Origin of the sequence: Photobacterium sp. OFAV2-7, from assembly GCF_022347985.1 — a bacterium.
In the GTDB taxonomy this organism is placed as follows: Bacteria; Pseudomonadota; Gammaproteobacteria; order Enterobacterales; family Vibrionaceae; genus Photobacterium.
The window spans coordinates 1-20,802 of record NZ_JAKRFQ010000002.1 but is presented as its reverse complement, the minus strand read 5'-3'; the positions used below and the strand labels follow the sequence as shown (position 1 = coordinate 20,802).

19 protein-coding genes, 1 tRNA gene, 2 rRNA genes and 2 riboswitches are annotated in these 20,802 nt (G+C 53.2%); of the genes, 3 read left to right on the top strand and 19 right to left on the bottom strand.

Features of this window, described 5'->3' with window-relative positions:
• Window positions 1-21: 21 nt before the first annotated feature.
• The 7 genes from tatC to rmuC all read right to left on the bottom strand — a co-directional run bounded on the left by tatC (window position 22) and on the right by rmuC (window position 6,081).
• Window positions 22-777: a Sec-independent protein translocase subunit TatC gene (tatC, locus tag MHN01_RS00510; RefSeq protein ID WP_239409552.1), complete on the bottom strand. Its 756-nt coding sequence runs from the start codon at window positions 775-777 to the stop codon at window positions 22-24.
• A gap of 11 nt (window positions 778-788) precedes the next feature.
• Window positions 789-1,127: a Sec-independent protein translocase protein TatB gene (gene tatB, locus MHN01_RS00505; protein ID WP_075762133.1), complete on the bottom strand. Its 339-nt coding sequence runs from the start codon at window positions 1,125-1,127 to the stop codon at window positions 789-791.
• Window positions 1,128-1,130: 3 nt separating this feature from the next.
• The gene (gene tatA, locus MHN01_RS00500; RefSeq protein ID WP_160655667.1) at window positions 1,131-1,379 is read right to left on the bottom strand and encodes a Sec-independent protein translocase subunit TatA; all 249 of its coding nucleotides are present in this window, start codon (window positions 1,377-1,379) and stop codon (window positions 1,131-1,133) included.
• A gap of 68 nt (window positions 1,380-1,447) precedes the next feature.
• A complete protein-coding gene (gene ubiB / locus MHN01_RS00495; protein ID WP_239409581.1) occupies window positions 1,448-3,082 on the bottom strand; it encodes a ubiquinone biosynthesis regulatory protein kinase UbiB in 1,635 nt (544 codons plus the stop codon).
• 6 nt (window positions 3,083-3,088) lie between these two features.
• Window positions 3,089-3,694: an SCP2 domain-containing protein gene (locus tag MHN01_RS00490; protein ID WP_239409551.1), complete on the bottom strand. Its 606-nt coding sequence runs from the start codon at window positions 3,692-3,694 to the stop codon at window positions 3,089-3,091.
• 7 nt (window positions 3,695-3,701) lie between these two features.
• Window positions 3,702-4,457 (bottom strand): bifunctional demethylmenaquinone methyltransferase/2-methoxy-6-polyprenyl-1,4-benzoquinol methylase UbiE, encoded by a 756-nt coding sequence (gene ubiE / locus MHN01_RS00485; protein ID WP_075762130.1) that lies wholly within the window; start codon window positions 4,455-4,457, stop codon window positions 3,702-3,704.
• A 73-nt stretch (window positions 4,458-4,530) separates the two neighbouring features.
• Entirely contained in the window at window positions 4,531-6,081 is a 1,551-nt protein-coding gene (gene rmuC, locus MHN01_RS00480; RefSeq protein ID WP_239409550.1) for a DNA recombination protein RmuC, read from the bottom strand.
• A 299-nt stretch (window positions 6,082-6,380) separates the two neighbouring features.
• Between rmuC and MHN01_RS00475 the strand changes: the two genes are divergently transcribed.
• On the top strand, window positions 6,381-7,274 hold the full coding sequence (locus tag MHN01_RS00475) for a DMT family transporter (protein WP_239409549.1): 894 nt from the start codon (window positions 6,381-6,383) through the stop codon (window positions 7,272-7,274).
• A gap of 75 nt (window positions 7,275-7,349) precedes the next feature.
• On the opposite strand, the gene MHN01_RS00470 is transcribed toward MHN01_RS00475, so the two are convergent.
• Window positions 7,350-8,552 carry a multidrug effflux MFS transporter gene (locus MHN01_RS00470; RefSeq protein ID WP_239409548.1) on the bottom strand — a complete coding sequence of 401 codons (1,203 nt, stop codon included), beginning with the start codon at window positions 8,550-8,552 and terminating at the stop codon, window positions 7,350-7,352.
• Window positions 8,553-8,668: 116 nt separating this feature from the next.
• On the opposite strand from MHN01_RS00470, the gene MHN01_RS00465 reads away from it, so the two are divergent.
• Together MHN01_RS00465 and MHN01_RS00460 are read left to right on the top strand one after the other, a co-directional pair.
• On the top strand, window positions 8,669-9,625 hold the full coding sequence (locus MHN01_RS00465; protein WP_239409547.1) for a LysR substrate-binding domain-containing protein: 957 nt from the start codon (window positions 8,669-8,671) through the stop codon (window positions 9,623-9,625).
• Window positions 9,626-9,781: 156 nt separating this feature from the next.
• Window positions 9,782-11,569, top strand: a complete 1,788-nt coding sequence (locus MHN01_RS00460) for an aminopeptidase P family protein (RefSeq protein ID WP_239409546.1) — start codon at window positions 9,782-9,784, stop codon at window positions 11,567-11,569.
• 160 nt (window positions 11,570-11,729) lie between these two features.
• Here MHN01_RS00460 and thiH read toward each other — a convergent pair whose 3' ends face one another.
• The 11 genes from thiH to MHN01_RS00410 form a co-directional block, all read right to left on the bottom strand.
• Window positions 11,730-12,842: a 2-iminoacetate synthase ThiH gene (gene thiH / locus MHN01_RS00455; RefSeq protein WP_239409545.1), complete on the bottom strand. Its 1,113-nt coding sequence runs from the start codon at window positions 12,840-12,842 to the stop codon at window positions 11,730-11,732.
• A 9-nt stretch (window positions 12,843-12,851) separates the two neighbouring features.
• A complete protein-coding gene (locus tag MHN01_RS00450) occupies window positions 12,852-13,622 on the bottom strand; it encodes a thiazole synthase (RefSeq protein ID WP_239409544.1) in 771 nt (256 codons plus the stop codon).
• Window positions 13,623-13,844, bottom strand: coding sequence for a sulfur carrier protein ThiS (gene thiS / locus MHN01_RS00445; protein WP_239409543.1), 222 nt, complete (start codon window positions 13,842-13,844; stop codon window positions 13,623-13,625). It abuts the gene before it with no gap.
• 6 nt (window positions 13,845-13,850) lie between these two features.
• On the bottom strand, window positions 13,851-14,612 hold the full coding sequence (locus MHN01_RS00440) for a HesA/MoeB/ThiF family protein (protein ID WP_239409580.1): 762 nt from the start codon (window positions 14,610-14,612) through the stop codon (window positions 13,851-13,853).
• Window positions 14,602-15,852 (bottom strand): thiamine phosphate synthase, encoded by a 1,251-nt coding sequence (locus tag MHN01_RS00435; RefSeq protein ID WP_239409542.1) that lies wholly within the window; start codon window positions 15,850-15,852, stop codon window positions 14,602-14,604. Before MHN01_RS00435 ends, MHN01_RS00440 begins: the two co-directional genes overlap by 11 nt.
• The gene (gene thiC, locus MHN01_RS00430) at window positions 15,852-17,774 is read right to left on the bottom strand and encodes a phosphomethylpyrimidine synthase ThiC (RefSeq protein WP_239409541.1); all 1,923 of its coding nucleotides are present in this window, start codon (window positions 17,772-17,774) and stop codon (window positions 15,852-15,854) included. Before thiC ends, MHN01_RS00435 begins: the two co-directional genes overlap by 1 nt.
• Before the next feature lie 138 nt (window positions 17,775-17,912).
• A riboswitch (TPP riboswitch) is annotated at window positions 17,913-18,010 on the bottom strand.
• A 103-nt stretch (window positions 18,011-18,113) separates the two neighbouring features.
• A complete protein-coding gene (locus MHN01_RS00425; RefSeq protein WP_239409540.1) occupies window positions 18,114-19,484 on the bottom strand; it encodes a voltage-gated chloride channel family protein in 1,371 nt (456 codons plus the stop codon).
• An 85-nt stretch (window positions 19,485-19,569) separates the two neighbouring features.
• A riboswitch (Fluoride riboswitch) is annotated at window positions 19,570-19,633 on the bottom strand.
• Window positions 19,634-19,787: 154 nt separating this feature from the next.
• Window positions 19,788-19,864: transfer RNA gene (locus tag MHN01_RS00420), tRNA-Trp, on the bottom strand.
• 193 nt (window positions 19,865-20,057) lie between these two features.
• Window positions 20,058-20,183, bottom strand: a complete 126-nt coding sequence (locus MHN01_RS24480; RefSeq protein ID WP_255724912.1) for a hypothetical protein — start codon at window positions 20,181-20,183, stop codon at window positions 20,058-20,060.
• Between the two features lie 280 nt (window positions 20,184-20,463).
• Window positions 20,464-20,579 (bottom strand): 5S ribosomal RNA (rrf, locus tag MHN01_RS00415).
• Between the two features lie 116 nt (window positions 20,580-20,695).
• Window positions 20,696-20,802: ribosomal RNA gene (locus MHN01_RS00410) — 23S ribosomal RNA — on the bottom strand; the annotation flags it as partial.

Sequence of the window (20,802 nt, the reverse complement as noted above, 5' to 3'; positions counted from 1 at the left end):
TTCTTATGTCATGCATTATGCTTATTGCTCGTCATGTTCCGCGTCTTCCTCTTCTCCGTCGCGGATATAGAAACGAGAGAAGAACAAGCCAACCTCAAACAGCAAGCACATCGGAATGGCCAGCAATGTCTGCGAAATAATGTCCGGCGGCGTCAGCATCATCCCCACCACAAAGGCAGCCACAATGATATATGGCCGCTTCTGCTTCAGGCTCTGCGGATCGGTCGCCCCGGTCCAGCACAGCAGAATAATGGCAACCGGGATCTCAAAGGCGATACCGAAGGCCATAAACAGTGCCAAAACAAAGTCGAGGTAGCTGGCAATGTCAGTTGCAACCTGTACCCCGTCCGGCGCAATGCTGGTAAAGAAACCAAACACGAGCGGGAACACGACAAAATAAGCAAAAGACACCCCGGCGTAGAACAGCAACGAGCTGGAAAACAGCAACGGCATGATCAGCCTACGTTCGTGTTTGTACAGGCCCGGTGCAATGAAGCCCCACACCTGATACAAAATCATAGGTACAGCAACAAACACTGAGGTAACCAAAGTGAGTTTTATTGGTGTAAAGAAAGGCGATGCCACATCTGTTGCAATCATCGTCGCCCCGTCGGGCAGACGCTCGACCAAAGGTGCCGACAAAAACGCATAGATGTCGTTGGCAAACCAGACCAGACCAAGAAAAACCACTAAGACACTCAAAATGGAACGCAGCAGCCGATTACGCAGCTCTACCAAATGGCTGAATAACGGTTGCGTTTCTTCGACTGTAGACATAGTGATGTAATTTAATCCTGCTTTTGAGAAGTCGTTGCTGAGGTGTGCTCGTTTTTCTCAGCATAGGGACGCTGCACATCAGCGGCGGCTTGTTTCAGCTCTTCCACCGAATCACGCAGTTCAGGCGACAAGTCCTTCATTCCCATTTGCTCGGCCTTCTTCAGATTTTCCTGCAATTCCTGAATTTTCAGTTCTTGCGACAGTTCATCTTTCACCGAATTAGCCATATTACGAGCAGCGCCAACCCAGCGCGATACCGAACGGATCGCGACGGGAAGACGTTCCGGCCCCAGTACTACCAATCCCACCACCGAGATCAGTATTAACTCCCAGAACCCGATATCAAACACGCGTTAAACCTGCTCTTTGTCTTTCTGGCTCTTTTGAGCCTGCTCACCCTGCTGATCATCAGCAAGTTTCTTTTGCTCGAAATCCGCGTCAGCGTCTTTCTTGGCTGCCGAGTCATCTTCACCGATCGCTTTCTTAAAGCCCTTCACGGCAGAACCCAGATCACCGCCCAGCGAGCGAAGTTTCTTGGTACCGAAAAGAAGCACAATGATCAATGCAATGATAAGCAATTGCCAGATACTAATACCACCCATGCTTGTTTTACCTCAGCTAATTGTGGTTGATAACAAAAACGATATGTTTAGGCTGCATACTTTACCTGCTATTTGCGGCAAGCACGCCACCCAAGTAACCAAAACGTGACCCCCGTAACGGCCGAGACCGCTGGATAAGTTTCAATATGATTACTAAAAAGTATGGCAGAACATACAACCAAGGTTGCACCTATACCAAAATAGAACCTTGCCAGGCCCTGATCACGCCGACTGTCCATAAAGTTGTCGTAAAGTGTATCAATCCGTTGGTTCAGTGCATTGCCCTGGCGCAAACTGTCATACAGTAATTCCGGCAACTCCGGCAATTTTTCTGCCCAGAACGGAGCCCTACTTTTAACACCATCAATAACGGCCTGTGGTCCTACCTGACGGGACATCCAGTCTTCCAGGAACGGTTTGGCCGTATCCCACAAGTCCAGCTGCGGGTAGAGCTGGCGCCCTAACCCTTCTACATACAACAGGGTTTTCTGCAGCAGCACCAGCTGCGGCTGTACTTCCATGTTGAAGCGGCGCGCGGTATTAAACAGGTTCAGCAGCACATGGCCAAACGAAATTTCAGCCAGCGGCTTTTCAAAAATAGGCTCGCACACCGTACGGATCGCGAACTCGAAGTCATCGATGTTGGTGTCTTTCGGTACCCAGCCGGAATCAACGTGCAGCTCGGCCACTTTCCGATAGTCTCGGTTAAAAAAGGCCAGCAAGTTTTCAGCCAGGTAGCGCTTGTCTTCCCGGTTGAGGGTGCCGACGATACCACAATCGAGCGCAATCCACTGCGGATTTTCCGGGTTTTCTCGTGCAACAAAAATATTACCGGGATGCATGTCGGCATGGAAAAAGCTGTCGCGGAACACCTGGGTAAAGAAGATATTCACCGCGTTTTCGGACAGCAGCTTCAAATCTGTGCCATTGGCCACCAGGGCGTCGACATCAGAGACCTGGATACCGTAGATGCGCTCCATCACCAACAAGCGCTCGCTGCTGAGATCGGTATATACCTCAGGCACATACAGCATATCGCTGTCTTCAAAGTTGCGGCGCAGCTGAATACCGTTGGCCGCTTCGCGCATCAGGTTCAGCTCGTCCAGCAAGGTCTTCTCGTACTCCCGTACCACCTCGACCGGGCGCAGACGGCGGGCTTCCGGCAACGCCCGCGACAAAATGCGCGCCATCCGGTACATCAGCTTAATATCGGCCTGGATCACCGGCAAAATATCCGGGCGGATCACCTTAAGCACAACCTTGCGGCCATCCGATTTCAGCGTCGCAGTATGAACCTGGGCGATAGAGGCGGATGCCAGCGGCGTTTCGTCAAAATCATCAAACCAGGTTTCCAGCGGCCCACCTAACGACTGCTCCATCTGCTGCTTTGCCAGCTTGCCGTCAAACGGGGCAACCTGATCCTGCAGCATCGCCAGCTGATCGGCGATATGCGGCGGAAACAAATCCCGGCGGGTCGACATCATCTGGCCGAACTTGATCCACACCGGTCCCAGCTCCTGCAGCGCCAGCCTCAGGCGGACACCCAGTGGTTTGTCGGCATGCTGGTTCTTGATCCAAAACAGTGACTTGCGAGCCATTTTCGGTGCTTTAACCCGCGGATCATCAGGCAGAAACTCATCCAGCCCGTAGCGCAGCTTCACTGTGGTAATTTGATAAAGGCGTTTAAACTCCGAATAGGTCATCATGGTTTAGCGTCGCCCCAGCAGCTGATCAAGGCGGGCCTCGAAGCGGGCAACATCCGATTTCAAATCATCGACCTGATCGGCAAAGTGGGCGATCTCCAGCGCCTGCGGAGCAAGCTTCCATTCTTCGGTGATCACTTCTGCCAAATCGCGCTGGCGTCGCTTCGCTCCCTGGCGAATTCGCTGCGCACCAGTTTTCAGACCACTCACCAGGGTATGGGCAACAATATCACCGGTATATTGCGACAGCTTCTCTTCCACATCCGGCTTAAGGCCGCTCAGCAATGCCGAGAACTGTTGGGCCAGCTGGATATCACCTTCCAGCGCCAGCTTGTCGGCCTTGATCAACTGGGTCAGGTTAGCCTGCTGACGAAGCTCCGGCAGTACGGTCAGGTTCAGTGCAAGTTCGCAGTCCACCTCACCTTCATAGACTGCCAGTACGTCGATTTGCTGACTGAAAATAAAGATCAGCGTCTTGCCAAACTCATTAATGGTTACGCTAATGACTTTGCCGCGCAGACGTCCCAGACGACGCTGACTCTCGGCGTCATCCTTTAACAGGGTATTTAGCGAGGTTTCTACCGCGCCGGTAACAAAAGCATCGAATGGCATAATGTCCTCAGAACTTGTAGCCGCGGTGCAGGGCAACAATACCGCCCGTCAGGTTGTAGTACTGGGTCTGCTCGAAACCGGCATCCTTCATCATGCCTTCCAGCGTATCCTGATCCGGGTGCATTCGAATAGACTCGGCCAGATAGCGATAGCTTTCCGCATCATTGGCAATCAGTTCGCCCATTTTCGGTAACAGATGGAAAGAATAGGCATCGTAGACCTTAGACAGCGGCTCAAGCTGCGGCTTGGAAAATTCCAGCACCAACAGGCGGCCACCCGGCTTCAGTACCCGGAACATCGAGCGCAGTGCCTTGTCTTTATCAGTCACGTTACGCAGACAAAAGCTAATAGTAATACAGTCAAAGTAATCATCCGGGAACGGCAGCTCTTCGGCATTGGCCTGCACATAACCGACGTTACCGACGATGCCGATATCACGCAGCTTGCTGCGACCGACTTTCAGCATCGAGTTATTGATATCCGCCAGTACAACCTGGCCGTCTTCACCGACGATACGGGAAAACTTAGCCGTCAGATCACCCGTACCACCACCGAGATCCAGCACACGATGGCCACGGCGAACACCACTGCAATCAATGGTAAAGCGCTTCCATACCCGATGGATACCCATCGACATCATGTCGTTCATAATGTCGTATTTCGCGGCTACGGAATGAAATACTTCCGCGACCAGATCCGCTTTGTCTTCCTTGGCTACAGTACGATAGCCAAAATGGGTCGTATCTTGTGTGGTGTCCGTCATGCTATATCCGTCATACTATATGTGTTTAATTATCCGGCTTAGTGTACTTGATGGCTGCGGTTTGCTCAAAGCACTACGGTAAATCATTTGCAGCAGACACCGCAGGTGACAGTGCCGAGGGCTTGCTTTCCTCCGTTATCGCTGTCGCTGCCTGGGCCTGCTCGGCCAGAGCAGGACTGATATCCCGCTTAACCTCGACACCCAGCAACTTGAAGCTTTCAGCCTGGCGGATCACATTTCCGCGCCCTGTCGCCAATTTATTCATTGCTCCCTGGTAGCTCAGGTTAGCTTTGTCGAGCGATGCCCCGACGGCTTCCATATCGGTGACGAACAAGCGCAGCTTGTCATAGAGCTTGCCGGCCCGCTCGGCAATTTGCTTGGCATTCTGGTTCTGGCGCTCGTTACGCCACAGGTTATTGATAGTACGCAGGGCCACCAGCAGAGTTGTCGGGCTGACCAGCATGATGTTTTGATCCATGGCATCACGGATCAGGCTCGGGTCGGCTTCGACTGCCGCCTGAAAGGCCGGTTCGACCGGGATAAACATCAGTACGTAGTCCAGGCTGCGAATACCATGCAACTGGTGATAGTCCTTACGGCTCAAGCCGCGCATATGACTTCGCACCGATGCCACATGCTCGCTCAGGGCCAGTTCCTGTTCGGCCGCTGTCTCAGCATTGAAGAAACGTTCATAGGCAACCAGCGACATCTTGGCATCGACCACCACGTCCTTCTCCTGTGGCAAGCGCACAACCACATCTGGCTGGTAGCGCTTGCCCTCTTCGTTTTCCAGGCTGATCTGGGTCTGGTACTCATGGCCTTCCCGCAATCCGGACTCGCTCAGTACCCGGGCCAGCACCACTTCACCCCAGTTCCCCTGCGCCTTGTTGTCCCCTTTCAGGGCCTGGGTCAGGTTGATCGCCTCACGGGCCATCTGTTCGTTGAGCTGCTTCAAGTTATTGATCTCATGCACCAGAGTGTGGCGCTCACGAGCTTCCTGACTGAAGTTGTCGGTCACCTGCTTTTTAAAGCCCTCCAGCTGCTCCTTGAGCGGGCTGAGCAAGTGTTCCAGGCTGAGCTTGTTCTGCTCGTCGACAGTTCGGGTTTTCTGTTCGAACAGCCGGTTGGCCAGGCTTTCAAACTGGACCCGCAACCGCTCTTCGGCATTTTCCAGCAAGGCAATCTTGTCATCTGCCGCTTTCTGCTCTTCGAAATGACGGGCCTCCTGCTCGCGCAGATCCGCCTCTAACCCGGCATTGGCCAGCCGGGCATTCTCCAGCTGTTCGGTCAGGTACTGTTTCTCATTTTTCAGCGCTTCGAAATGGCGCATTTTTTCCAATGCCGCCGCCAGACGGGCATGCATCTGGCGTAACTCGGACGTCAGGCGGTCCCGCTCAACGTCCAGCTCATCGAGATCCTGGTTTCGCTCTGCAAGCTGATCCTGATAATGCTGTTCCTGGCTTTGGGCCAGGCGGGCATCCGCTTCGGCCTGCTGACGGAGCAGTTGCGCTTGTTGCTGCCAGCGGCCTTTCATCCATAGTGCGGTGATCACACTGGCTACGGTTGCTCCGGACAGCGCTGCAACAACAGCCAGCTCCGCTCCTGTGAGCCACTCAGTTATCATGATTTCCAACCCTAATTAATAGCAAGAATGATGGTTGTCAGACGAACTCATTCTCGATTTATTCTGTGCTAAAGGCTAAGTGGATACTGGATAAATGTCCAGCCATTATGGCCAGTTAAGCGGCCCGGAGAGGAAGCTGTAATCCATCAGGCATAATGATTGGGCTTGCTGTCACAGCCTGAGAAACCACGATCTGGTCGGGCTATCGACAATCGAATAGACTGGCAGCCTTTGGTATGACGAATAACCCGTGCTGCGACTTCTGATATAAAAGCAGCCAAAAAGATGATGGATGAATAATGAACGAACGTTACGCTCTCGGATATGGGTTGGCAGCAGTTCTACTCTGGTCGACGGTTGCCACGGCATTTAAAATCACCCTTGATTTCTTCAGCCCGATCCAAATGATGGTGGCAGCCAGTGTGGTCTCCGCTGTCGCGCTGATAATTATCGCTTTCTTTCAGGGCAAGCTACACCTGCTTGGCCGCACGTTCATGGCCCGCCCTTTCTATTATCTGCTGCTCGGCTTGATCAATCCCTTTGCCTATTATCTGATCCTGTTCAAGGCCTATGACCTATTGCCGGCCTCGCAGGCCCAGCCCCTCAATTACAGCTGGGCCATTACCCTGACTCTGATGGCCGCGGTGTTTCTCGGCCAGAAAATTCGCAAACAGGACTGGGTCGCCTGTGGCTTAGGCTACCTGGGTGTGGTGGTGATCGCGACCAAAGGCGATATCATGGCCTTGCAGTTTGATAACCCTACCGGGGTCGCGCTGGCACTGTTATCCACCCTGCTGTGGGCTATGTACTGGATCCTAAATGCCAAGAACCAGGCCGATCCGGTACTGGGCGTATTGCTCGGCTTTTTGGTCTCGCTGCCTTTCTCTGTCGGCCTCAGCCTCTATCTCGGCAACTGGCCAAGCGTGCCGTGGCAAGGCTGGCTTGCTGTCAGCTATGTCGGACTGTTTGAGATGGGCGTGACGTTCGTCCTGTGGCTCAATGCCCTGAGGCTCACCCGCAACACAGCCCGGATCAGCAACCTGATCTTCATTTCGCCGTTTATCTCCCTGCTGTTGCTGGCAACCATCATCGGCGAAGAAATCCACCCCTCGACCCTTGCCGGACTGGTGCTGATTGTCTGCGGACTGCTGATCCAACAATGGAAAGGCAAAAAAAAGCCTGCCACAGCGTGACAGGCAAATCGTAGAAGGGTTGTCGAGACCCAGCGCCCTGCAGGGAAAAGGCGTCTAGTTATAAATTCAGTGTTCTTAGCTGGTTGTTGCGACGGCATGCCAGCGGCGACCCAGCTTTGACCACAGGATCAACAGACCGGGAACCAATAGCCACATCTGCAGCGTCAGCAGCATCGGCGGGGTTAAATCCAGACGCTGAGTCAGGCTCACCATCATGCCGGCACCGCTCATCTGGAACAGCCCCAGCAATGCCGCCGCCGTGCCGGCACGGTCACCGAACGGTGCCAGCGCCTTACCTGCCGCCGAGCCCAAAACAAAGGCAAAACCAAAAGACGACATAAAGATAGGCACCATAAAGGCCCATGCCTGGTGAATACTGCTCAGTACCAGCATCGCCGCACCGGAGCCAATCAGCATCAGCAAACCGAGGTTTAGGGTGTTGCGGGTACCAAACTTATCCATGTATTTGGGCGCCACCATGCAGGCCAGAATATTCAGGGCAGCGTTCACCCCGAACCACATTGTAAACTGTCCCATACTCTGTCCCTGCTCCACCATCAGCCATACCGGCGCCGAGGTCACATAGGCCAAAATCACCGCCATCGACAGCATACAAAGCGTGGCGTGGAACAAAAACACCGGTTCGCGCAGCACCGACAAATAGCGATCAGCACTGAACAGCACACCATCAGCCTTGGTTTCCGCCGGGCGTGTTTCCTTGAAAAAGACCGCCAGGAAAGCGCCAGCAACCAAGGCAAAGCCTGCCATAAAGCTGAAGTTCGAACGCCAGCCAAATTCATGGGTCAGCCACGAACCCAGCAGCGGTGCCAATGCCGGAATAAAGCAGATCGCCCCATTGAGGTAGCTGATCATTCGGCCGCTACGCTCAGGCCCGAAGCTGTCGCGAACGGCGGCAAAGGCAGCCACCGAGGTTGCACAGGCGCCGAACCCCTGCAGCAGTCTAGCCACCAGCAATAAATCCAGTGTCTGCGCCCAGTACGCCATCGCCGCACTGAGGGCATAAATACTTACTCCGCCCAGGGCAATAGGGCGACGTCCAAAACGGTCAGCCAGCGGGCCTGCCAATAGCTGTCCCAGGCCGAGGCTAAACATAAACCAGGTCACCGTATCCTGAACCCGGGTGGCGTCAACCGCGAAGGTCTCAGCCATCGCCGGCAGGGCGGGCAGGTAGATATCGATAGCCAGTGGGCTAAATAGGACAAGGGTGACCATCAGGGCAACCAACCTTGTTCCGGACTGCGTGTTTTCAGGCTTCATGTGACTTTCCTCTCTTGTTATGGCGGCAGTCTAAGCCCTTAGAGATATGAACAGAAATGGTTTATATTCAAATCAGAATTTCCATTCTGGAATATCACTCTGCCTGAGGTTTTGTTGTGTCTTTTGAAAAACTTGCCCGTATCGATCTCAACTTGCTGGTTTGCCTCCATGTCCTGCTGGAAGAACGCAGTGTGACCCATGCCGCCAGACGGCTTAACCTCAGCCAGTCGGCGGTCAGCAAAAGTCTGACACGCCTGCGCGAGCAGTTTAGCGATCCGCTCTTTACCCGTACCGCCCACGGCATGGCCCCAACTCCCCGGGCACAGGCGCTGCTTCCCCTGCTCGGTCACCTGCTGCGGGAAGTCGAGCTGATCACCGCCCCGGCAGAGTTTATTCCCGAGACCAGCGAGCGCCATTTCAAAATGGCCCTGGTCGAAAGCGCCTACCCGCTTTTTCTGCCACAGTTTTTAGGGGAGATTTTTGCCAAAGGACCCAATATCATTCTCGATACCCAGGCATGGGAGCCCAATACCTTTGACCGACTCCAGCGGGGCGAGATTGATTTCGGGATCACCGGCAAGGATCTCAACCCCAAGGACGCGATGCTGACCCTGATGCCGCCAAAGGGGATCGTGTTCCAGGAGTTATGCCGTGATACCCAGCGCTGTATTGTCCGCCAGGGCCACCCGATCCTGTGCCAGACCGACAGGGAGTGGGATCAGGACTACTACCTTGAACAACGCCATATCCAAGTCCGCTGCGGGCAGGACGATCGCTGGCTGCTGGACTACAAGCTGGCCGAGAAAGGTTTGCACCGTGACATCGCGATGTACGTGCCCGATTTCAACAGTGCTGCCAGTTTATGCACCCACACCGACCTCGTATTTACCGCCCCAAGTCACTTTGCCCATTACATCACCGCCCAGCTCGATCTTGTGGTATTACCGCTTCCGCCAGAACTTCCTGCTATGGCATACACGCTTTTCTGGCATCAACATCAAGAAAAAGACCTCGGGCACAGTTGGTTAAGGGAGTTAATCATCAGCCGATGTCGTGATTTGTCTACCACCTAATTGCAGCCGACTTGCAAAAGCGCTAACGTTATGGCCGCAGCCTGAACAACTCAGTGCAAGGCAACCTGTCTCATTACTCGTCGCCTTGCTTTGATTTCTTCAGGTTGGCATTCATTCCGTCATTCAGACGGCGGCAAAAACAAGGAACCTCAAAACATGCAAGAAGTTATCTCACAACGTGTTGAGCAGATCCGCCAGTGGTTGGCCGACAACCAGCTAGACGCTTTGCTTATTCCTCATGAAGATGAATACCTCGGCGAATATATCCCGGCCCATAACGAACGTTTGCTGTGGGCAACAGGCTTTACGGGATCGGCCGGTATGGCGGTGATCACGCGTGAAAAAGCAGCTGTATTTGTTGACGGTCGCTATGTTGTTCAGGTCCGTAAGCAAGTACCGGGCGACGTTTTCGAATACCGCCATCTGATTGACGAGCCACCGGTCCAGTGGACTCAGGATAACCTGGCCGCTGGCAGCAAAGTGGCTATTGATGCCCGCCTGCACAGCGGTGCCTGGCTGGCTCGCACCACCGAAAGCCTGGCCGGAGCCCTTGAGCTTGTTTGTGTTGATGCCAACCCTATCGATACCCTGTGGCATGACCGTCCGGCAGCGACCCTGTCCGATGCAAAACTGATGGGTCTGGATTTCGTGGGCCAGAGCAGCGCCGACAAGCGCAGCAGCATTGCAACCGAGCTGAAAAAACAAAAAGCCGAAGCGGCCCTGCTGACTCAGGTAGACAGCATTGCCTGGCTGCTGAATATCCGCGGCAGCGATGTACCGAGCCTGCCGGTATTGCTATCAACAGCGATTATCCATGCTGACGAGAGCGTTGACTTCTACATCGACCCGGCGCGTCTGCCAGCAGAATTTGCCGCCCATGTCGGTGAAGGTGTCCGTATCCATAAGCCAGAAGCACTGGAAGCGGGACTTCAGTCTCTGAACGGCAAACAGGTATTGATTGACCCGGCGACCAGCAACGCCTGGGCCGCTCAGGTACTGCGTACAGCAGGTGCCAACCTGATTGAAGCTGCGGATCCTTGCCTGCTACCAAAAGCGGCGAAAAACCCGACTGAAATTGCCGGCATGAAAGCCTGTCATATTCGCGATGGTGTCGCTGTCTCCAAGTTCTTGGCATGGGTTGATGCCCAGGTTGCAGCAGGTAACCTGCTGGACGAAGGTACGCTGTCTGACAAGCTGTGGCAGTTCCGTATTCAGGACACCAGCTGTACCGATGTGAGCTTCGATACAATTTCGGCCGCCGGCGGCAATGCTGCCATGTGTCACTACAATCACCTGAACCAGCCGGAGCCAAGCGTTCTGGAAATGGACAATGTCTACCTGGTCGATTCAGGCGGCCAGTACCCAGACGGTACAACGGATATTACCCGTACCATCGCTATCGGCCAACCGGGTGACGAGGTCAAACAAACTTTCACCTTGGTACTGAAAGGCCATATTGCCCTGGCTACGGCCCGGTTCCCGAAAGGCACCACCGGCTCCCAGCTCGATGCACTGGCTCGCCAGCACCTATGGGCACACGGTTTTGACTATGACCACGGTACCGGTCACGGTGTCGGCCACTTCCTGAGTGTCCACGAAGGCCCGCAGCGCATTGCCAAAGTACACAACCCAACTGCCCTGCTACCGGGTATGGTGCTATCGAACGAGCCGGGTTACTACCGCGCCGATGCCTTTGGTATCCGTATCGAGAACCTAGAACTGGTTGTTGAAGTGGAAACCGCTGGCGATATGACGGTGATGGGCTTTGAGTCACTGACCCGCGCTCCGATTGACCGTCGTCTGGTTGATATTGATCTGCTGACAGATGTCGAACTGGCATGGCTGAATAACTACCACAAGACAGTATTCGAGGCGATCAGCCCGGCATTGGAAGGCGACGATCTGGCTTGGCTGGCACAGGCAACTGCACCGCTTAAGCGCTAACAGCTCATCTCAAGCTGTAGATACCACAACGCCCGCATTCTCGCGGGCGTTATCATATAAGCTGTTCAGGATTTGGCTCTAGAGCAAAGAGAAAGCGCGGAGTTTATAGATATAAATGAGCACTTTCGATGCCGATATAGAGCCAAATAACAACAGTCCGCTAGCCCGAGTAGGCATGGTGCCAGTCCTTCCACACCACCTCGAAACCATGCTTTTTAACCGCCTCTGCCACGGCAGCAGCCGAACGCTCATCACTGATCGAGAACTGCTCCAGTTCCGGCTCGTCATCGGCATAGCCGCCCGGTTGCGTTTTCGAGCCAGCAGACATACTGGTTACCCCTAACGGCAAGGCATTATCTCGGAACTGTGGTGACTCTCGGGTCGACAGTGATAGCTCGACTTCCGGATTAAACAGACGGTAGGCACAAATCAGCTGTACCAGTTGGCGATCATCCATAACGGACTTGGGCTGCAGGCCCCCTTCACAAGGCCTCAGGCGTGGAAACGAGATAGAATAGCGGGTCTGCCAGTAGGTACGCTCAAGGTAGTCGAGGTGACTGGCGACATAGAAACAATCCGTGCGCCACTCTTCCAATCCGATCAGGGCGCCAATGCCTATCTTATCAATCCCGGCTTTCGCCAGGCGATCCGGTGTTTCCAGCCGGTATTCAAAGTCCATTTTGTTGCCACGTAAATGATGCTCGGCATAAGTTGATGCACTGTAGGTCTCCTGGTATACCATCACGGCGTCCAACCCCAAGGTTTTCAGCTCGGCATACTCATCCTGATCCAGCGGCTGAACTTCCATGGCCAGGTAGCTGAACTGCTCTTTGACCGCCGGCACCGCTTCACGGAAATACGCCATCCCGACCTTACGCTCATGCTCGCCGGTCACCAGCAGCACGCTATCAAAATTCATCGCTTTGATAGCCTGACATTCTCGGGCGATTTCAGACTTACTCAATGTCCGGCGCTTGATCCGGTTCTCCATCGAAAAACCGCAATAGGTACAGGCATTGGCACACAGGTTCGACAGATAGAGCGGCACATAAAAGGAAATCGTATGACCGAACCGCTTGCGGGTCAGCGCAGCCGACTGCTGCGCCATTTGTTCCAGATAGGGTTCGGCCGCCGGAGAAATCAAGGCCTTGAAATCCTCCAAATCACGCTTGGGCTTACGCAGGGCACGCTCGACATCCGACGCCGTTTTGCTGTAAATCGACAATCGGATATCATCCCACTCAAGCTGCTTCCAGACATCAACGTAACTCATGCCGCTCCCCTATGCGCTCTGATCCAAAAAAGCCGTCAGCGGGCTGGAGGCTATCGCATGGTTAACCGTACCGGCCAGCCCTGCTTCATAGGCCATGCGACCACTTTCAACAGCCAGCTTGAAGGCCTTGCCCATGGCTACCGGGTCGGCCGCGGCCGCAATCGCGGTATTTACCAACACCGCATCAGCCCCCATCTCCATCGCTTCGGCGGCATGGGAAGGAGCACCAATACCGGCATCGACTATTACCGGCACCCGCGCCTGATCGATAATGATTTCCAAAAAGTCACGCGATGCCAATCCTTTGTTGGAACCTATCGGTGCCCCAAGCGGCATCACCGCAGCACAACCGGCCTCTTCCAGCCGTTTACACAACACAGGATCGGCATGGCAATAAGGCAATACGATAAAGCCTTCACGCACCAATTCTTCAGCGGCTGCCAGGGTTTCAATCGGATCGGGCATCAGGTATTTAGGGTCCGGGTGAATTTCCAGCTTCAGCCAATTTGTTCCCAGCGCTTCGCGCGCCAATTTGGCGGCAAATACGGCTTCTTTTGCATTCTTTGCGCCCGAGGTATTAGGTAGCAAGTTCACCCCGGCAGCCACAAGAGGAGCCAAAATATCATCGTCACGATTTTCGATATCGACCCGCTTTAAGGCCATAGTGACCAGTTCTGACTCGGAAGCAATAATAGAGTCCGCCATTGCCTGACTGTTGGCATATTTTCCCGTGCCGGTAAACAGGCGGGATGAAAACGTCTTGTCTGCAATAGTAAGCATTTAGCCTCCGGCAATAGCTTGGAATAAAGCAATACGATCGCCCGTATTCAGTAATGTGCTGTCCCACTCGCTGCGGGCAACAATATCATCATTCAGCGCCACCGCTGTTGCCTGCAACGGCATGTCCAACGTAGTTAGCAACGCTGTCAGACTCTGTCCTTCCAGGCACCTCACAGGTTTGTCATTGACTTGTACCTGAATGACGGATGTTGTGTCTGTCATAATTCGTTATTCTCCTGTGCCACACACCGGGCAACGTTTATCTTGGGCAAGATTGAACCTCTGCCATGCCATCGTCAGCCCGTCGAATTGCTGCAAGGCGCCAAAGGCAACCTCTCCGGCACCAGTAATCAGCTTGATAGCCTCCAGCGCCTGCATGGTTCCCATCATGCCGACAACCGGACCGGCAATGCCTGAATTACTACAGTTCTGCGGCTCTTGCGGGGCATCCGGCTGCCAGGGAAACAGGCAGTGATAACAAGGCCCCAGGCCCTGGCGAAAATCAAAAGCCATCAGTTGTCCCTGCCAACGAATGGCAGCGCCTGAAATCAATGCCTTGTTGGCACGAAAACAGGCCCGGTTGACAGCATGGCGCGTTTCAAGGTTATCGGAGCAGTCGAGCACGACATCTGCCAGCGCTACTTCCATCGCCAGTCTCTGATCAGCAAGCCGAGCCTGAACCGGGCGAACCCGGATATGCGGATTCAGCGCCTTGAGCTGTTCTGCCGCCGCCTGTACCTTGCTCTGTCCCTGATGGCTGTCACGGTAGATCACCTGACGCTGCAGGTTCGAGCTGTCGACCTCGTCATCGTCAGCAATAATAATATTGCCGACACCGGCCCCGGCCAGATACAGCGCAGCCGCCGAACCCAGCCCGCCGGCACCGACCAGTAACACCTGCGCTTCAACCAATAACTGCTGACCCTGCTCGCCGATCTCAGGCAGCATGATCTGGCGGTTATAGCGTAGAAACGCCTGATCACTGAGCATCATCACCACCCTTGGTATGCTCATGGCGAACCAACAACTGATTAAAGGCGTCAACCGCAGCCTGGGTATCGTCGGCCTGAGTCACCGCGCGAACCACCGCCACGCTGCTGACACCGGTGCGCCAGACTTTTTCAGCCCGAGCCAAGTCAATGCCGCCAATGGCCACGGTAGGGAACTGATCACCAATCAGCTTCTGGTATAGCGCCAGACGATTCAGCCCCTGTGGCTTGGACGGCATCTCTTTGGTCGTGGTCGGGAAGATATGTCCCAGCGCGATATAACTCGGCGCGAACTCGACCGCCCGCAAAATTTCATAATAGCCATGGGTCGACAGACCCAGGCGCAAACCGGCCTGCTGGATTGCCTGCAAATCAGCCGTTTCCAAATCTTCCTGCCCAAGGTGGACCCCGTAGGCCTGATGTTTGATGGCCAACTGCCAGTAATCATTCACATACACCTGGGCCTGATGCTGGTTTCCGGCAGCAATGATTTGCTTAACCTGGGCTTCCAGAGTCGGCTCGGCCGGATCCTTGATCCGCAGCTGAGTGGTGGTCACTCCCATCGATAGCAAGCGCTCCACCCACTCCGCCGAATCCACTACCGGATACAGTGCCAGCTTGGCAGGGTCTGTCGCGACAAAGGGCGCGACGGCCACTTCCTTGCTGCTCCAGCCCAGTTCATCCACTTCCTGATGATTGGCCGTGAGCGGACGCGGGAACAGCTCTCGCGTCATTGGCCAGCCCGTTTCACCATAGCCATCCGCATGACTTTCAAAATAGCCTCGAGCATGAGCTCGGGACAGCGTGACCGCATCTTCCAGCGGATAATCCAGCGCCAGTGCTGCCAGCAACATGGCACGCTGTGGTTCACTGGCACCGGCGTGGTGGCAATAGACGGCTCTCGCCTCGCCATTGTGGTGCCAGATATCGACACAGCCCTTTTCGGTCGGCAAACCGCAAATCACCAAAGACGGGTCAGCAGCCACTTGCTGCTGTATCTCGCAAAGTTCCGGATAAGGTGCAATCCACTGATCCAGCACCTTATAACCGGCAATATCAGCCTCAGCCTGATTAAACACCAAGCTGAACTGACGCTCTTCGATTTGAATATCGACAGTCTCCGACTCGCTCCACTCCACACTCACCTGCTCGCCCAGCTGGTATTTATCAGCCGCGGCAAGCAAAGGTTCCACATGCATCAGCAGTGGCGTTAAACTATCGGGTAAACATAAAGAGCTCATTAACTATCCTCTTGAACAGGGTGATATAACTCACTACCTCGAGCCCGGAATTCATCGGCTTTCTGCTGCATACCTTCGAGAGGATCTTCAAGCAACTTGATGGCCAGCTCCTCGTTCTTTTCCAGATCGCTGGCATAATCCCGCACTTCCTGCGAGATCTTCATCGAACAGAATTTGGGTCCACACATTGAACAGAAGTGAGCCACTTTTCCGGACTCCTGAGGTAGAGTTTCATCATGATAGGCGCGCGCCGTATCCGGGTCTAAACCTAGGTTAAATTGATCTTCCCAGCGAAATTCAAAGCGCGCTTTAGACAATGCATTATCACGAACTTGGGCCCCCGGATGACCTTTTGCCAAGTCTGCCGCATGAGCACATAGCTTGTACGTGATCAGACCCACTTTTACATCGTCTTTATTAGGTAATCCCAAATGTTCCTTCGGTGTGACATAACAAAGCATGGCACAACCGTACCAGCCAATCATCGCCGCACCAATCCCCGAGGTGATGTGGTCATAGCCAGGAGCAATATCGGTAGTTAGCGGGCCAAGGGTATAAAAAGGCGCTTCATGGCAATGCTTGAGCTGCTCTTCCATATTTTCTTTGATCATGTGCATCGGCACATGGCCCGGGCCTTCAATCATCACCTGCACATCGTATTCCCAGGCAATCTTGGTCAGCTCACCGAGGGTGCGTAATTCACTAAACTGAGCTTCGTCATTGGCATCGGCAACAGATCCCGGACGCAAGCCGTCACCCAACGACAGGGCAATATCGTACTGGGCACAGATTTCGCAAATCTCACGAAAATGCTCATACAGGAAGCTTTCCTGATGGTGGGCCAGACACCACTTGGCCATGATAGAACCACCACGGGAGACAATCCCCGTCACTCGCTTGGCTGTCATCGGGACATAACGCAGCAAGACTCCGGCATGGATCGTAAAGTAATCGACCCCTTGCTCAGCCTGCTCCAGCAGCGTGTCGCGGAAGACTTCCCAGTTCAAGTTCTCGGCGATCCCGTTCACCTTCTCCAATGCCTGATACATAGGAACCGTACCGATCGGTACCGGGCTATTGCGGATGATCCACTCACGGGTTTCATGGATGTTACGACCGGTAGACAGATCCATCACAGTATCGCCGCCCCAGCGGGTCGACCATACTAGCTTCTCCACTTCTTCCTCAATGGAGGAGCTCACGGCGGAATTACCAATATTGGCATTCACCTTTACCAGAAAGTTACGGCCTATGATCATCGGCTCGGTTTCCGGGTGGTTGATATTGGCAGGAATAATGGCGCGGCCTTCTGCCACTTCCCGGCGAACAAATTCCGGCGTGATTTCTTCCGGCAGGTTGGCCCCAAAGCTGAGCCCCGGGTGCTGCTGGTTCAGGACTTCGTCACGATACTTGGCCCTGCCCATGTTTTCTCGGATTGCGATAAACTCCATTTCCGGCGTAATGATCCCCTGGCGAGCATAGTGCAATTGGGTCACGCATTTGCCAGCCTTGGCACGGCGTATACGGTTCGCCTCGGCAAAACGCAGTTCATCCAGCGTTTCATCGGCCAGGCGCTCTTTGGAATAAGCGGAGCTAAGCTCATCGAGTAACTCGGTGTCGGCACGCTCGGCAATCCAGTTTTCGCGTACTTTCGATAGCCCGGCATAGATATCAACCGCCTGCGCCGGATCGGTGTAATAGCCCGAGGTGTCATAAACACGCACCGGCTCATTCGGCTCGAAAACAGGCTCTTGTTTTGTACCGCCGACCAAACTATCCGACAGCGATATCTCGCGCATTGGCACCTGGAGATCAGAACGGCTCCCTTGCACATAAACTTTCTGGGAGTTGGGATAAGGTTGGGCAGTCAGTGAATCAATAAATTGTTTAGCTTCCAGTCTCGCTTGTTTGCGACTCGACATAGCAATTTCCTTTATATTCCATATAGGGGGAAGTTGCTTGACGGATTGGTGCTTAAACAAGAGGCGTACACGTAGGGTGTGCAGCGTCATCTGGTACCGCAGCTACAGTTTTATGGATCATAAAGGTGCAGCTAAACAGAAGATTTTTCTCTTGTTCCCTTCGCAGGTATTAGCCCGATCAGGTTCTACGGATCCCGCAATGCGGTCTCAGCCAGTTGGCACTCCGACAAGTTGAGTGAAGAGTATAGGTAAGCAGGCTATCAGCAGCAAGTGCAATCGACAGAAAATGTTTAACGAATGTAAAAACAACTCGGGCCGCACTGTCATGCGGCCCGATAATTATTTGGTGTACTTTTTCACCACCGTCTTAAGCAAGGACGAATGCGTATCTCTCAGCTCACCTAACTTATGGGTAATTGTCGGCGCTCCATCCAGATCGAAAAGCTTAGGCACTGCCACTCTTTGGGAAGAATAGATACCAGTATGGCCGCTAAAGTAATAGGCGGTATAACAAGCAATAGCAAAATACAGCATATGCTCGGCACCAAACAGCTCAATCCCCATAATGGTACACGCCAGTGGTGTATTGGTGGCTGCGGCAAACACCGCCAGGAACCCTAACGCAGCAAACAGATCGACAGGGGCACCCAACAGCCAGGCCATGGTATTGCCGAGTGTCGCCCCGACAAAGAACAGCGGAGTTACCTCACCGCCTTTATAACCGGCAGCCAGAGTAATTGCTGTCAGTAGTAGTTTTAGCAACCAGCTATACCACTCGGCACCACCTTCGCTAAACGCACTCAGGATACTGACTCCCCCTTCCCGGCTTGAATAAACACCGAGGCCGATATAGTCATAGTTACCGATCCACTGCACCGCACCAATGACGATCAAACCACCCACGACAACAATCAGGTAAGGGTTTTTCAACGTTGCCTTGAAGATGTCCTTAAACACATGGGTCAGCTCGCCAAACAGGTACCCCGCCAAACCAAAAGCAACGGCTGCCAACACAATCTTCGCTATCATCACGATATCGACTTTGATGGCATGCTCGAACAACGTAATGGTCTCAAGAAAGTCTATCCGGTAATGCGTATGGTGAGCTCCCCACGCGCTGCATACAACATCTGCAAGAATAGCGGCAAACAAGGCAGGAATGATTGCATCGTAGCGCAGACGTCCTATCGCCAGTACCTCAAGGGCAAATATCGCCCCTGTCAGCGGCGTCCCAAACACCGCACCAAAGCCGGCAGCCACACCGGCAATTAATATCAGACGCGTATCAGCTTCGTTAAGCTTGAACACTCGGGCTAGCCAGTGTGTTGTCGCCCCACCGATCTGCACTGCGGTTCCTTCACGCCCTGCTGAGCCGCCGAACAAATGGGTGATCACTGTCGTGATTAATACCAGCGGCCCCATGCGTGTAGGGATACCAGCGCCAGGTTCATGGATCTCATCCATGATCAGGTTATTGCCACCTTCGGAGTTCTTACCAAGATTACGGTAGCAATAGACAATGACAACACCTGCAAGCGGCAACAAGTAAATCAACCACGCATTATCGATTCGTGTTTCAGTGGCGAGATTAAGGATCCACAGAAAAAAGGCATTTAGAGAGCCGACAATGACAGCAACAGGAATAATAAGGAGTGTCCATCTCAAGATCTGGACAAAAATTTTAGGATTAGCGCTTAATGGGTGTGCCATACCAAGTTTCTATCTCATTCGGGAATATGTTCAAGGATAGATGCTATGGCAAATGACCGGGCCCCACCATAGACGGATCTATCCTACTACAGCAGGAGTCATTATCTCAGTCGAGCGGTTAAAGGTGGAACTCCATCACCCGTTACTAACAATGGCTGTCAGTAACAACTGTCGTATGCTATCGGTAATTCCCAGAAGCAACAAGCGTAAAATGCATGTTTACCCACTTGGGTTGACCTTGAACAACTTTCACATAGTCCAGATACAGCAAAGCCCCGACATTTCTGTCGAGGCTTTTATATGTGGCAGGGGTGGAGAGATTCGAACTCCCAACACGCGGATTTGGAATCCGCTGCTCTGCCAATTGGAGCTACACCCCTGTAGTGCTGTTTTCAGCGACTTCCCAGAATTTAACTCATTCCTTAGGAAGTGATGAGTATTTTATACAGCTAGCAGAGAATTACCAGAGTTAATTCAAGAATAATGAAAATTTACATCCAAATGCACGGATAACAATCAAATCATTCATTTAGCGTTCAATCTCTGATTTTTCTCAAGGTACTCATCCACAGACTACAATGCCGCTTGTGCCTTTTTCTTCTTATAGACGGCGAACGCCACAACTGCAGGACCGACAACCAGCATTCCCATTCCCAGACAGGCAAGTGCTGTCATTTCCAACATTTCGAACTCAGACATAGTTGAACCTCATTGACTTTACTTTGTAGTTTTCGCCTTTATTCAGAGCCTGTTATTGATACGTTATAGGCACAAAATGATAACAAGAAAAACAAACAAAACAATCGCTTAACAATTAACAGACCGAGTCATAATATGAATAGACCAAGAGCAACTATGTAGAAATGTAGAAATATCGGCAATGCACGATACAAGGAGATCTGATGAGGATAGGTCTTTTTTGGTGGCAGGAAAACGAAAAAAGGCCACCTTTTCAGGTGGCCTTTTCTCTATATTTGAAGCCTGGCGATGTCCTACTCTCACATGGGGAGACCCCACACTACCATCGGCGCTATTACGTTTCACTGCTGAGTTCGGCATGGGATCAGGTGGGTCCATAATGCTATGGTCGCCAAGCAAATTCGTTTATCTTACGTCACTGACGGAAGATACAATCTGGGAAAATCTGACCAGTGTTCTCGCGCTTACATTCAAGCGTTCGTGGAGTCCGTAAAAAACCCCTTGGGTGTTGTATGGTTAAGCCTCACGGGCAATTAGTACAGGTTAGCTCAACGCCTCACAGCGCTTACACACCCTGCCTATCTACGTCGTAGTCTCCAACAACCCTTCAGGATACTTA

Coding starts and splice junctions, on each gene's coding strand:
- thiC (WP_239409541.1), bottom strand. CDS start 17,774: ATGTCGAGTCGCAAACAAGCGAGACTGGAAGCTAAACAATTTATTGAT.
- ubiE (WP_075762130.1), bottom strand. CDS start 4,457: ATGACGGACACCACACAAGATACGACCCATTTTGGCTATCGTACTGTA.
- MHN01_RS00460 (WP_239409546.1), top strand. CDS start 9,782: ATGCAAGAAGTTATCTCACAACGTGTTGAGCAGATCCGCCAGTGGTTG.
- rmuC (WP_239409550.1), bottom strand. CDS start 6,081: ATGATAACTGAGTGGCTCACAGGAGCGGAGCTGGCTGTTGTTGCAGCG.
- MHN01_RS00490 (WP_239409551.1), bottom strand. CDS start 3,694: ATGCCATTCGATGCTTTTGTTACCGGCGCGGTAGAAACCTCGCTAAAT.
- MHN01_RS00470 (WP_239409548.1), bottom strand. CDS start 8,552: ATGAAGCCTGAAAACACGCAGTCCGGAACAAGGTTGGTTGCCCTGATG.
- MHN01_RS00435 (WP_239409542.1), bottom strand. CDS start 15,852: ATGAGCTCTTTATGTTTACCCGATAGTTTAACGCCACTGCTGATGCAT.
- thiH (WP_239409545.1), bottom strand. CDS start 12,842: ATGAGTTACGTTGATGTCTGGAAGCAGCTTGAGTGGGATGATATCCGA.
- MHN01_RS00440 (WP_239409580.1), bottom strand. CDS start 14,612: ATGCTCAGTGATCAGGCGTTTCTACGCTATAACCGCCAGATCATGCTG.
- MHN01_RS24480 (WP_255724912.1), bottom strand. CDS start 20,183: ATGTCTGAGTTCGAAATGTTGGAAATGACAGCACTTGCCTGTCTGGGA.
- ubiB (WP_239409581.1), bottom strand. CDS start 3,082: ATGACCTATTCGGAGTTTAAACGCCTTTATCAAATTACCACAGTGAAG.
- thiS (WP_239409543.1), bottom strand. CDS start 13,844: ATGACAGACACAACATCCGTCATTCAGGTACAAGTCAATGACAAACCT.
- MHN01_RS00425 (WP_239409540.1), bottom strand. CDS start 19,484: ATGGCACACCCATTAAGCGCTAATCCTAAAATTTTTGTCCAGATCTTG.
- MHN01_RS00475 (WP_239409549.1), top strand. CDS start 6,381: ATGAACGAACGTTACGCTCTCGGATATGGGTTGGCAGCAGTTCTACTC.
- MHN01_RS00450 (WP_239409544.1), bottom strand. CDS start 13,622: ATGCTTACTATTGCAGACAAGACGTTTTCATCCCGCCTGTTTACCGGC.
- tatC (WP_239409552.1), bottom strand. CDS start 777: ATGTCTACAGTCGAAGAAACGCAACCGTTATTCAGCCATTTGGTAGAG.
- tatA (WP_160655667.1), bottom strand. CDS start 1,379: ATGGGTGGTATTAGTATCTGGCAATTGCTTATCATTGCATTGATCATT.